9 protein-coding genes are annotated in these 12,343 nt (G+C 44.5%); 7 read left to right on the top strand and 2 right to left on the bottom strand.

All coding sequences use genetic code 11. The features are described from left to right. Window positions 1–49 precede the first annotated feature (49 nt). The 4 genes from I5M27_RS02900 to I5M27_RS02885 all read left to right on the top strand — a co-directional run bounded on the left by I5M27_RS02900 (window position 50) and on the right by I5M27_RS02885 (window position 5,465). Complete coding sequence (locus tag I5M27_RS02900; protein ID WP_200504517.1) at window positions 50–1,108, top strand: DUF354 domain-containing protein; 1,059 nt, start codon at window positions 50–52, stop codon at window positions 1,106–1,108. Window positions 1,109–1,219: 111 nt separating this feature from the next. After that, a complete protein-coding gene (locus I5M27_RS02895) occupies window positions 1,220–2,215 on the top strand; it encodes a polysaccharide deacetylase family protein (protein ID WP_200504516.1) in 996 nt (331 codons plus the stop codon). Window positions 2,216–2,406: 191 nt separating this feature from the next. Next, entirely contained in the window at window positions 2,407–3,441 is a 1,035-nt protein-coding gene (locus I5M27_RS02890) for a DUF354 domain-containing protein (RefSeq protein ID WP_200504515.1), read from the top strand. Between the two features lie 638 nt (window positions 3,442–4,079). Continuing rightward, window positions 4,080–5,465 (top strand): undecaprenyl-phosphate glucose phosphotransferase, encoded by a 1,386-nt coding sequence (locus I5M27_RS02885; RefSeq protein WP_200504514.1) that lies wholly within the window; start codon window positions 4,080–4,082, stop codon window positions 5,463–5,465. Between the two features lie 178 nt (window positions 5,466–5,643). Here I5M27_RS02885 and I5M27_RS02880 read toward each other — a convergent pair whose 3' ends face one another. Then, a complete protein-coding gene (locus I5M27_RS02880) occupies window positions 5,644–6,522 on the bottom strand; it encodes a polysaccharide lyase (RefSeq protein WP_200504513.1) in 879 nt (292 codons plus the stop codon). Between the two features lie 316 nt (window positions 6,523–6,838). Then, on the bottom strand, window positions 6,839–8,179 hold the full coding sequence (locus I5M27_RS02875; protein ID WP_200504512.1) for a heparin lyase I family protein: 1,341 nt from the start codon (window positions 8,177–8,179) through the stop codon (window positions 6,839–6,841). Window positions 8,180–8,819: 640 nt separating this feature from the next. Between I5M27_RS02875 and I5M27_RS02870 the strand changes: the two genes are divergently transcribed. The 3 genes from I5M27_RS02870 (at window position 8,820) to I5M27_RS02860 (ending at window position 12,343) form a co-directional block, all read left to right on the top strand. Further along, the gene (locus tag I5M27_RS02870; RefSeq protein ID WP_200504511.1) at window positions 8,820–9,674 is read left to right on the top strand and encodes an ABC transporter permease; all 855 of its coding nucleotides are present in this window, start codon (window positions 8,820–8,822) and stop codon (window positions 9,672–9,674) included. A gap of 12 nt (window positions 9,675–9,686) precedes the next feature. Further along, complete coding sequence (locus I5M27_RS02865; RefSeq protein WP_200504510.1) at window positions 9,687–10,991, top strand: ABC transporter ATP-binding protein; 1,305 nt, start codon at window positions 9,687–9,689, stop codon at window positions 10,989–10,991. An 83-nt stretch (window positions 10,992–11,074) separates the two neighbouring features. Next, window positions 11,075–12,343, top strand: a complete 1,269-nt coding sequence (locus I5M27_RS02860; RefSeq protein ID WP_200504509.1) for a glycosyltransferase family 2 protein — start codon at window positions 11,075–11,077, stop codon at window positions 12,341–12,343.

Genomic DNA, 12,343 nt, shown 5'->3' with positions numbered 1-12,343 from the left:
TCTACAAAAAACTAAAAAACATTTTCCACCTTCCCTACCACAATCTACTATGAAAGTTCTGATCGATATCAACCACCCGGCCCACGTGCATTACTTCCGGAATTTTTTCAAGCTAATGACACAGATGGGGCATGAAATTATGTTCGTTTCCAGAAACAAGGAGATAGAGCATACCTTACTGGATTCTTACAACATCCCTTACATAGACCGGGGAAAAGGCAAAAACGGCAAATTTAGTAAGTTCTTATACCTCCTTTATGCCGACGTAAAAATCTGGGCCATTGCCAGAAAATTCAAGCCCGATGTCTTCCTTAATTTCCTGCATCCCTACCCTTCGCAGGTGGCTAATTTCCTGCGCAAAACCTCCCTGGTTTTCAGCGATACCGAACATGCCAGCCTGCATCATAAGCTTACGGTGCCGTATGCATCTAAAATATTTACCCCTGCCTGCTACAGTCTAGACCTTGGTAAAAAACAATGTCGGTTTAACAGCTACATGGAGGTAGCCTATTTGCATCCCAACTATTTTAAGCCGGACCCAGCTGTGCTGGAGATGCTCGGGGTAAAGGAAACCGAAAAATTCGTGATCGTCCGGTTTGTATCCTGGGCAGCGGTGCACGATTTCGGCCAGGCCGGCATAACTATGGAAAATAAAAGGAGAACCGTACAGGAACTATCCAGGCACGCCAAAGTATTCATTTCCTCAGAAGGCGAATTGCCGGAAGACCTGGAAAAACACCGCATCCGGATCCCTTTCCATAAAATGCACGATGCGTTGTATTACAGCGCCTTATTATTCGGCGAAAGCGGCACCATGGCTTCAGAAGCTGCTATACTGGGTACGCCGGCCATTTTTCTTAACAGCAACCGTTTAGGATATCTGGATGAACAGGAAAAAAAATACGCCCTGGTTTTTAATTTCAGGGAAAGTGCCCAGGATCAGGAATCAGCCATTCAAAAAGCCTTGACAATTATTCAGGAAGAAAACGGGAAAGAAAAGTACCGGCGCCAAAGTCAGCATCTCTTAGATGAATGCATAGACACTACGCAGTTTATGGTGAATGAAGTGTTGAAATATGATAAGCAACCGGCAAGTGCTGATGTTTAGACATATATTCTCAAAACCATTATACCGAAGCAATATGCGATCCCGAAATCTACCCGCAATAAAAAAATCTGGTCAACCTGCTAAACTTCCGGAAAATTGAAAAATACGATCATGAAACTGCTGAATGCTGGTGTTGTTCAAAAACCCCTCTTATCTTATAAAAGTGGTTTGCCCAGAATAGTATATTACCACCTGGTTAGCAATTCCTGCCACATACCTTATTACTATAAAAAGAATGTGTTCACAGAACGCATTCTGAACGAACAACTTACCTGGTATAAAAAAAACGGATATACTTTCATAACCCTCGACGAAGCTGTGTGGCTGGTAGAAAACAATGAAAAAGCTACCAAAACAATTGCCTTCACAACGGATGATGGCTTTCAGGAAAACTATTCGGTAATGGCCCCGGTCTTTTCCAGATTCAATATAAAACCTACCCTGTTTCTGCTAAGCAACTGCCTGGATAATAATGACCTGATGTGGAACAATAAGATTTACTTAATCCAGAATAAAATTTCTAAAGAAAAGGAAGCTGCACTTTGCCGGGAATTAGCGCAACAATACCACCTCCCGCCAGACCAGAAAAGCATAATTGCTTTAAGCAACTACTTCCCCATGGCCGCCAAAGAAGCAATAACCAACCGGGCTTGGGAACTTGCTGGTATGCCGCCCCTAAAACAATACCTGGCAGAAATCCAGCCTTATCTTACCAATAAGCAAGTAAGCGAATTGTTAGGCCTCGGTTATTCTCTTGGGTCTCACTCCATGTCTCATCCGGAATTTTCGAAACTGACGGATACTGAAGCAAAAATTGAAATGCTTGGTTCTAAAAAGATCCTGGCCGAAACGTTCAATACCGAGGTCCGGTATTTTTCCTATCCTTATGGTAAGCGGGTACCCAACAAAGCTGTAGAATCAGAAATTTTACAAGCCGGGGCTTATAAGATCCTGCTAGGCACTAAAAGTAACTTAACCAATAACCTGCGCAACAAAATCTGGGAAAGAGACAAAATGGAACAGGAGCAGGTTAAAAGTCAATTCTGGTTCACAGCTATACCCGTTTTCAGAAATACTGTTTTACGTCCTTTAGGTCTGTATCTGTGAAATAAAAAATATTACTTTTCCAATACAGATATTCCATGTTTTCAGAAACAAGGCGGGCTTGTTTACGTTAATATGGTACTCATTCGTAGCAAACAGCTCCATTTCAGGGTAGCTCCATGCCCATTCTGATGCTGCCACGCGGCTTAACGACAGGCGTACCATTAAGTTTAAATTATTCATCAGAAGAAACTATGAAGATCCTGATCGATATAAACCACCCGGCCCATGTGCATTATTTCCGGAATTTCTCCAGCATTATGCAAAAAAACGGGCACGAAATCCTGTTCGTTTCCCGCAACAAAGAGATCGAGCATAATTTACTGAAGCTGTATAATTTCCCCTACATTAACCGCGGAAAAGGGCAGAACGGCAAGATCGGCAAATTCCTGTATATGCTTTACGCCGATGCCAAACTGATCGGGATCGCCTCCAGGTTCAAGCCCGATGTTTTTCTGAATTTCCTGCATCCTTACCCTTCGCAGGTAGCAAAAATACTGGGCAAGGTTTCCCTCGTTTTCAGCGATACCGAACACGCGAAGCTGCACCACAAACTTACCGTACCTTTTGCCACCAAAGTTTTTACGCCGGCCTGCTACCGCATAAACCTGGGCAAAAAACACGTGCGTTTTAACAGTTACATGGAGCTGGCCTACCTGCACCCGAATTATTTTACTCCTGACCCGGCAATTTTAGATCTGCTCCAGGTAAAACCAGAAGAAAAATACGCCATTGTCCGGTTTGTTTCCTGGGGGGCAGCCCACGATTTCGGGCATGCGGGCATGAGTTTGGTGAACAAACGGAAAGCCATAAAAGCCCTCTCGGAACACGCCAAAGTATTTATTACCGCCGAAGGCGAATTACCTACCGACCTGGAGAAATACCGCATCCGGATCCCGTTCCATAAAATGCACGATGCGCTTTACTATAGCAGCTTGCTTTTCGGCGAAAGTGCTACCATGGCTTCGGAAGCAGCGGTTCTAGGTACGCCATCTATTTTTATGGACAACGATGGCCGGGGCTATACTGACGAAGAGGAACGAAAATACGGCATTGTTTTCAATTTTACCGAAAGCCCCGAAGATCAGGAAAAAGCCATTGAAAAAGCCATTGAAATAATCCGGAATAAAGACGTAAAAACGCAGTTCCGGCAAACCCGTCATAAAATGCTGAACGAGTGCATCGATACTACCCAGTTTATGATAAACGAAGTACTTAAGTATGCTTAACAAACTACTTATACTTTTAGCTTGATTTTTCCTGCCGTTTTTTTCCAGTTAATACCGAAGCTGCACAAAAGTTTCCGGTATTTTCATTTTTCAAGGCAGTTTGTTTCGCATTTACCTGAAACAAAACTGTTTCTTTTACGTTTCGCTGCGCCTGCCAAAACCGCCCGAAATTCGCCCGCCAGTTGATCTTATTTCATTGGCCTTCACATACAAAAACACTCACCCCCTTTTTCGATGCGAAAACCATATTTATTACAATTACGGACCATTATTATGTATAAAATGTAACTATTTATTGTTTTTGCCATATAATAACTTAACAATTTCATAATAATATCCTTAAATCTTTAAAGATTAACGAACAATTACGCTTTAAATCACCACAAGGTGGTTTTCAGGTGGCGAAGCTTTGTTTTCGCTTATTAAAAATTGGCAAACTGCGAATAAACAACCAAAATAAAACTATAAATATTTCTAAATATTCTATATAAAAGAATAATAATATCAGAATATTTCAACTAAAATCAGCAAAATCTAATTTTGCTTCTTCCCCACGACCTGCTACTACTGTAAAACCGCCCATTAAAAGCCGGCTCACCTAACAAAACAAACATTTCGCACTTAAGTCCTTTAAAGCTATGTTCAAAACTGTACAACGCAATCTCCCGACCCTTTACATTGGCGGAGATGTACTAACACTCGTTCTTACTTCTTTTATTTCTATTTATTTCTTCAGTAACAAGGATCATTTCCAATCTGAGTGGACCATTCTGCCTGGCTTTGTCATTTTATGGTTCCTGGTCAGCTACTGGCGAAAACTCTATAATCTGAATTTAGATCACGATTTCGGGCTCCGGATTTTCAATTACCTTAAAACGTATTTCATCATACTGGTCCTGGTTTTTATTATTTTCATTTTGTTCCGCATTCCATCCCCCGATAAAGATGTGGTAGCGGCTTTTGTGATCGGTTTCCCGGTGCTGAGCATCACGGTAAATTTTCTGATCATAACCTTGCTAACGACTTTAAAAAACCAGGAAGCCAACGTTAAATTTACGCTTATTGCCGGGGTTGGAAATCTGGCCGAAAACGTGGAAAAGCATTTTTCTGAGCGCGAAAACGAGGGTTACCGGATCAAAGGTTTTATAAACTGCAAAAAAGAAACCTGCCAGGTACCGCAAAACAAAGTGGTTGGCGATCTGAAAGACATCCATCAGTATCTGAAAGACAACCCGGTAGATGAAATTGTGATCGCCTTACCGGTAAAGCCCTCTAAAAAGATCCGCAACATTATCGGGGCGGCAGATTACCACGGCGTGCGCGTAACCTATATTCCCGACTACGGCAACCTGTTGGGTAAAAACTACAAAGCCACCCAGTATGCCCACATAGATGCCGTAAAGGTACGGCAATTACCGCTCGACGAACGCTATGCTTTTTTCCTGAAAAACACCTTCGATAAGCTCTTTTCGGCCGGCGTATTGTTGTTCCTTTCCCCGGTATTCTTATTGCTTGCGCTGCTCATAAAACTGGATTCTCCGGGACCGGTTTTCTATTGCCCAATCCGCATCGGGCGCGGTGGCCGGCCGTTTAAGGTATATAAATTCAGAAGCATGCGCGAAAACGATGCGGTGAACGGTGGCAGCTTATCTACCCAGAAAGACGATGCCCGCATTACCAGGATCGGCAAATTCCTGCGCAAATACAGCCTCGATGAGTTACCGCAATTCATTAATGTGCTTTACGGCGACATGAGCGTGGTTGGCCCGCGGCCGCACCGCAGCTTCCTGAACCAGCAATTGCAGGAAAGCGTGAACAATTATATGATCCGGCATTATTTTAAACCCGGTATTACCGGCTGGGCACAAGTAAACGGCTGGCGCGGCCCAACCGACACCGAAGAACAAAGAACCCAGCGTACTGCCCACGACTTATGGTACCAGGAAAACTGGACACTTGGGCTCGATCTTAAAATTATTTTCCTTACCGTATTCAGCCGCAAAGTACACAGCAGCGCATTTTAAAGATCAATTCAAAAAAGAATCTGGTAAAGTTTTCAGAATATGAACCGGTTACTTTTTCAGCCGGAAACCATAGCGTTTTCTGCCAAAAAAAAGCCTGATCTGAAAATCCGGCCTTTTTTCAGGCAATCAATTACGAAACTGTGAACGGGTAGCATATTTTGAAAACTTTACCAGATTCTTAATTTCCGCCCTTGGTAAATTCCGTAGCCGGCGACATCTGTTCAAAAGTTGCGTGTTCGTTGCCGACCCGGATATTATCGAAATAAAGTACGCGTTTATCTACTTCGGAAGTGCCGTTTTTAAAAGATGCTTTGTAAAGGCCGATCTTCCATTTCGGAAAAACCTGGTTGTTGTAAATATTACCGCCTTTATGGGTGAGCACTTTTTCGCCGTTATGCCACACTTCTATTAAGCCATCTTCCTGGTAAGAATGAATAAAGTGGAAAACGAACTGGTGCCAGGCGTTTTTGGTAACCGGTCCCAGGTCAATTTTTTTACGGCTTTTATCATCTACTTCAGCGGCTACCTGCCGGGCCGTAAAACCCACATCCAGCAGAAAACGGTCTTTTTTAACGCGTAAAGCCGTAGCCGGGCTACCGGCAGTTTCGCCTAAATGGTAATCGGGCCGCTGCCGCCACTGGCTGATTACCTCCTGCTGAGAATCGTAAGGATAATCGTTGGCCGGGAAATAAACAGCAAAAGCATACCAGCGATCTTTATTTTCTACCGCCGGTACGATCACCGCTTCGGCGCGTTTGCCATCTTTTACCAGCGCGTCCGTTTTCCGCAATTCGAACCGAGCCGCTTTTTTGCCCTGAAATACCGGCGAATCGACAAAAGTTAAAGCATATTCCGGCCCGGTTTCCAGCCCATCTGCCGTAGCAAAAGGATTGGAGCTTTCAAAATCTTCGGCATACAGCAGGGAGCTTTTTTCCGGGCGGCTTAAACCGGCACACTTTAATGCCGCAATATTTTTATTGGCTGAAGCGCCAGGTTTGGTAGTTACCGCCAGCGACCCCAGCAACGCAATGAAACTTAAAGACCGGAATGAAACCATTTTTCTGCTATTTTCAATTTAAACCAAAAACATCTTCAGGCTGCACGCTACGATTATGCACTTATATAACAGATAATTAAACGCGGGCCGAAATGTTTTCAATTTCTGGAAAACGCCAGGGTTTTAAGCCCTAAAAGTCAGTTGCCTATTTACAGCCTACACCCTTCCGGCGGAAGCGAACAAAACGCTATGTTTTTCTGCTGAAAAAGTATAGTGCTTACCGCTGCAGATCTTAAAGTTGAAGGCACAAAAAAAGGCAGCTAAAAATTAGCTGCCTTTTCAGATTTTTGATCTGTTTAGATCACTTCAGTTTTAATTACTGAATAGTAAAGTTAATTACGTATGGCGTTCCGGTTGCTGAACCCATCTTATCCTTTGTACCGGAATAAGTATTGGCTTCCAGGCGGTAGTTACCAGAAGATGCAGACCAGTTATTATAGTCACCATTTCTGTCATCACCAAACAAGGCATAAGGAACCACATCATCGATTCTTGTTTTAGATTCTTTTCCGCTTAATACAAACTTCACTACAGAGCTTCCGGCAGTGGTGTTCGCCCGGATATTAAATTTCGAAACACCTAAGGTTTTGCGATTAATAACCGCGCCATTGGTAATCGTCATAATATCTTTATCAGTAGACGAATTAACCAGCGTATAGCTCAATACTCCTGTAGCAGGGGCTGGAGTAGTTGGAGAGGTTGGCGGTGTTGGCTCAGTTGTAGTAGGAGGAGTTGGAGTTGGCTCAGTTGTAGGTGGAGTAGTTGGCTCAGTTGTAGTAGGAGGAGTTGGGGTTGGTGCAGTTGTTGTACCACCTACCATATCAGCATAAGTTGCATTAGAGTTACCTACGCGAACGTTATCGAAGTAAACCACTCTTGAACTTCTAGACGAACTTCCATCCAGGAAAGAAGATTTATACAAACCAATTTTCCATTTCGGAATCATCAGGTGCATGTTACGGCCATTGATCGTGTGGATCTTCACGCCATCTCTCCATACCTCGATCAGACCATCAGAACCTGTCGAGTGAACGAAGTGGAACACGAACTGAGTCCATTTATCTTTAGGAATGTTATTGAATCCATCAACCGACTTTCCATTAGAAGAAGTACCGAACAAATCGTATTTCATCAGGGTAGAAGAACCACTGGCAGGAGTTACTTCTAAGAACGCCTTATCTTTCTGGGCACGGATCGTAGTTTCATCGCTACCATCTTCAAACCACTGGTTAATACAGTCGCGGGTATCATCGTATTCAAAACCTTTTGCCGGGAAAAGGATAGAATAAGAATACCACACATCTTTCGGGAAATTCGGATATTCTGTTCCTTTAATAATCGTTACTTCAGAACGTACCCGCTTAGATGAGCCTACCAGCGTCTGACCTTTCTGGATCTCGAAACGGGCAGCTTTAGCACCCTGGTAAACCGGGTTCGTTACAGAAGACAGTGTCCAGCTGGTACCATTATTTTCAATGTTGTGAGCAGTTGAAAACAAAGAGCTTTCCAGGTCTTCTTCATATAATAAGTTAGCTGATCTTGCACTGTTAGCTGCAGAAAGACTGGTTGGTGCCGTTTCTTCTACTTCCTTCTTTTCACACGATGCGAACGCGCCTAAGAAGGCTAAAGATAATACTGGCAAAATTCTCTTTTTCATAAAAAATTAGAATAGTTAAAAAATCAATTACACCCTATTAACATCCACGCCTTCTGAAATAGTTTTGCAATATTTGAAGAAAAGTAAGTGAACATATCAATAAAATGGGTAAAAACACAACTTAAATTTCATATATATTGAATTATCCCCTCTGAAAGAACACCTCCTTCCCTAGAAAAAGCAACTCCAACACACTGAAATTTAGGTGATTCACAGAATAAGTTACGAAGTTGGCCATGTTTTAAAAATTTACAGTCTGCGAAGCAAACAAAAACAAGGCCAAAAAACGGTAACATTTGCCGTTTACCCGTAAATACTTAAAATGTAAGATTGTGTTTATGAATGACTTATACAATTTTCCACAAACAAGGCCTGCTAAAATCAGCTAAACACGGTTAGCTGTCCTATAATGCTTAGCCAGCAGCCTGGCAAGGCCGCAAATATTGGTTTTATTATATATCAGCAAACTATAAAACACCCACCCACTCCGGGCAGAGTAAATCAGTTCGTCTGCACAGAGATAGCCTTTACTATTTATTTCCCACGGTTCAAGCAGTAATGCGCCATTCCGTAAAACCCTTAACCAGTAGCAGGGTACACACACATTATCAAGCACTCTAAAAATTCTAACTTCCAGATTATGATAAAGGCTGTAAACAGCTGGGATTGGGAAATTGGCAATAAGACCAGTTTCTGGAGCCACACCCTGAAAGAACTCTGGGCTTTCCGGCACCTGCTGGCGGGATTGGTACGGCGGCATTTTCTGCTTAATTACCAGCAAACCGTTTTAGGTCCGCTCTGGATCCTGTTTCAGCCAACGCTCACATTAGCAACGTATCTGCTGGTATTCCATAAACTGGTGGGTATTTCTACCGGCTCGGTGCCACCCGTATTATTTTACTTAGCCGGCATCATCCTCTGGAATTTCTTTAACGATAGCTTTACCGGCACTTCTTCTACTTTTAAAGAACACGCCCACGTTTTCAGCAAAGTATATTTTCCGCGCATCATCATGCCGGTTTCAGTAATCAGCACGCAGCTGTTGCGCTTTGCCATTCAGTTTATCATGCTGCTCTGCGCAATGGTTTTCTACAGTTTTACCCGCGGCTTTTCATTTCCGGTTAACAGCTGGTTGCTGACCATACCGTTTATAGTATTAAATGTGGGCGCCTTCAGCCTGGGCCTGGGCCTGATCTTTTCAGTATTAACAGCCAAATACCGCGACATGACCAACCTGGCAAACCTGGGCGTGCGGCTGCTCATGTTCTTAACTCCGGTAATATACCCGCTGGCCACCATTCCTGAAAATGTGCGGTGGCTGGTGCAGCTCAACCCCTTAACGCCAATGTTCGAATTATTCCGGCTGGCCATGCTGGGCGAAGGCACCATTGCGCTGCCATCTATATTATATAGCCTGGGTTTTACTTTTTTGCTTTTAACCGGCGCCTGGCTCCTCTTTAATAAACAAGGCGATAAATTAATTGACATCGTTTAAACCAGCTCTGCCATGCCTGACACCGTAATTAAAGTAGAGCAATTATCAAAAGTGTACCGGCTGGGCACAATTGGCACCGGCTCGTTCAAACAGGACCTGCAGCGCTGGTGGAATACCGCTTTCCTGAAAAAGGAAGACCCGTTCTTTCAGCTGCAACCCGGAAATACTGCCGCAGGCAACAAGGATTTTTTCCTGGCATTGCATGATGTAAGCTTCGAGGTAAACCAGGGCGAAGCCATTGGCATCATCGGCAGGAACGGTTCCGGAAAGTCTACCCTGCTCAAAATTATTTCCCGGATCGTAAGACCTACGCAGGGCCGGGTATTGGGCAAAGGAAAAGTAAGCAGCTTGCTGGAAGTGGGCACCGGCTTTAACCTGGAGCTTACCGGCCGCGAAAATATATACATCAGCGGTTACATTCTGGGCATGAGCAAAGCCGAGGTCCGGAGCAAGTTCGATGAGATCGTAGCTTTTTCCGGGGTTGAAAAATTTATCGATACGCCCGTAAAGCGGTATTCTTCCGGCATGTATGTACGCCTGGCCTTTGCGGTAGCTGCCCACCTGGAACCCGACATCTTGATAGTAGACGAAGTGCTTGCCGTTGGCGACGCCGATTTTCAGAAAAAGTGCCTGGGCAAAATGCGCGAAGTTTCGCAGGCCAGTGGCCGGACCATTTTGTTTGTAAGCCACAACATGCAGGCCATAAAGAATCTCTGCGACAAAGCGCTTTGGCTGAACCAGGGAAAAATGCAGGTCTTTGGCGGTGTTTCGGAAGTGGTAAATAAATACCTTTCCAGTACGCAGCAGTCTAAATTTAAACAGCAATGGGAAGTACCGGAGGAAGCGCCCGGCAATGATAAGATCCGCGTAAAATCAATTGAACTCATTCCGCAATTAGAAAATCCGGAAGCTGCCCTGGATATCAGAACGCCTTTGCAGGTAAAATTCCAGTTCTGGAACCTGCAGGACGATGTCTTGATAAGTGCAAGCATCTTGCTTTTCAATTTAGGCGGCGAGTGCATTTTCGATCTTCCTTCGCCTGCCACGCGCGGCCAAAAAGGGCTTCTGGAAGGCGAATGTACCATTCCCGGTAATTTCCTGAACGATGGGGCTTACTACATTTCCCTCCATTTTTTAAAAGACACCTCCGTGCCGCTTTTCGATTTCGAAGAATGCCTGACCTTTGAACTGGAAGATTACCGCGGCGATATTCAATGGTATGGCAAGTGGTGGGGAGCTGTAAGGCCAAAATTCCCTTTTCAGCTGAAACAAACCAACACCTGCTTACAAGATCAGCTTCAGGTAGATTTAATCTGAAAAACGGTAGGAAAAAAGGGCTGAAAAGTCTGAACCTGCTTTTGCTCTATAAAAATTCTGCTACTGCGCCAAAAAGAGAAAACATGAAAACGCACCAGCCATACCGGATCTCCCATATTAGCCTGCACGAACCGGTGGAAATGCCGGAGTTGGATCACCACCAGGGTAACTACTTAGTTTTCTGGTGGAAAACCATACCCTTAGGCGACCTGTACCTGGAACCTGGCACCAACACCTCGACCGATGAATATTATAAAGCCATGGGCCAGGCAATTCTCCCAACTTTAAACCATTATGCCCAAAATCCTGCTGAATTAAAAGCAAACTACCTGGCCACTACTTCTCCGGACAAATTAAAAAACCTGCAGAGCTGGCTTCCGGCAAACCTGCAAATAACGGCTACAGAAATTATTCCGGAAAAAGTTGCCGTATCGGTGGTAGTATGCACGCGCAACCGGGCCGCACATTTAAAATGCTGCCTTACCATGCTGCAGAACCTCACCTGCAGGCCGGCCGAAATCATTGTGATCGATAACGCCCCAACCGACGAATCTACCCGGGAAGTTGTTTCAGCTTTCTCCGAGGTAAAATATATAAGAGAACCGCGGCCGGGTTTGGATATTGCCCGCAATACAGGCGTAAGCAACGCTAAATTCCCGATCGTAGCCTTCACCGACGATGACGTTTCCGTGCATCCGCTCTGGACATATCAGATCTGGCAAACTTTTGAAAAGCCGCAGGTAGCCGCCATGACCGGTTTGGTAATTGCAGCCGAGCTGGCTACCGAAGCTCAATATATTTTTGAGAAACACTGGAGTTTTAACCGGGGCTATACCGATGTGAAATACGATTCCGACTTTTTCCGGAAAACGCTTCGAAAAGGCCCGCCGGTCTGGAACATCGGGGCCGGAGCCAACATGGCTTTCCGGAGAGAGATTTTTGAGGAAGTGGGTTATTTCGATGAGCTCCTGGATGTAGGCGCCGCCGGTTGCAACGGCGATTCGGAAATGTGGTACCGCATTCTGAAAGCCGGGCACACCATTCATTACAACCCACGGGCGGTAGCCTTTCACGAACACCGCAAAGAAATTGAAGGCCTTAAAAAACAGCTCTTTTATTATATGCGGGGCTACACGGCGGCGGCACTTTTACAGCAGCAGCAACTCCAACAGGCGGGTTATGCAAAACAGATCTTCTGGGTATTGCCAAGGCATTATCTGCGCCTGCTCCGTTCGGGTTTTCCGCATTACTCGTATCGTTACCGCACCATTGCGGCCGAAATGCTGGGTGTTCTATCGGGCTTGGCTTATTATATAAAAAACAAACGTCCGAACACTAAGCTATCCCGCTAA

It is taken from the genome of Adhaeribacter terrigena, assembly GCF_016623615.1.
Lineage (GTDB): Bacteria > Bacteroidota > Bacteroidia > Cytophagales > Hymenobacteraceae > Adhaeribacter_A > Adhaeribacter_A terrigena.
This window is presented reverse-complemented; position numbering and strand designations above follow the sequence as displayed.

What these genes read in the sequence shown, in the direction of transcription:
- I5M27_RS02860 (WP_200504509.1), top strand. Translation starts at nt 11,075, where the DNA reads ATGAAAACGCACCAGCCATACCGGATCTCCCATATTAGCCTGCACGAA.
- I5M27_RS02895 (WP_200504516.1), top strand. Translation starts at nt 1,220, where the DNA reads ATGAAACTGCTGAATGCTGGTGTTGTTCAAAAACCCCTCTTATCTTAT.
- I5M27_RS02870 (WP_200504511.1), top strand. Translation starts at nt 8,820, where the DNA reads ATGATAAAGGCTGTAAACAGCTGGGATTGGGAAATTGGCAATAAGACC.
- I5M27_RS02890 (WP_200504515.1), top strand. Translation starts at nt 2,407, where the DNA reads ATGAAGATCCTGATCGATATAAACCACCCGGCCCATGTGCATTATTTC.
- I5M27_RS02880 (WP_200504513.1), bottom strand. Translation starts at nt 6,522, where the DNA reads ATGGTTTCATTCCGGTCTTTAAGTTTCATTGCGTTGCTGGGGTCGCTG.
- I5M27_RS02885 (WP_200504514.1), top strand. Translation starts at nt 4,080, where the DNA reads ATGTTCAAAACTGTACAACGCAATCTCCCGACCCTTTACATTGGCGGA.
- I5M27_RS02875 (WP_200504512.1), bottom strand. Translation starts at nt 8,179, where the DNA reads ATGAAAAAGAGAATTTTGCCAGTATTATCTTTAGCCTTCTTAGGCGCG.
- I5M27_RS02865 (WP_200504510.1), top strand. Translation starts at nt 9,687, where the DNA reads ATGCCTGACACCGTAATTAAAGTAGAGCAATTATCAAAAGTGTACCGG.
- I5M27_RS02900 (WP_200504517.1), top strand. Translation starts at nt 50, where the DNA reads ATGAAAGTTCTGATCGATATCAACCACCCGGCCCACGTGCATTACTTC.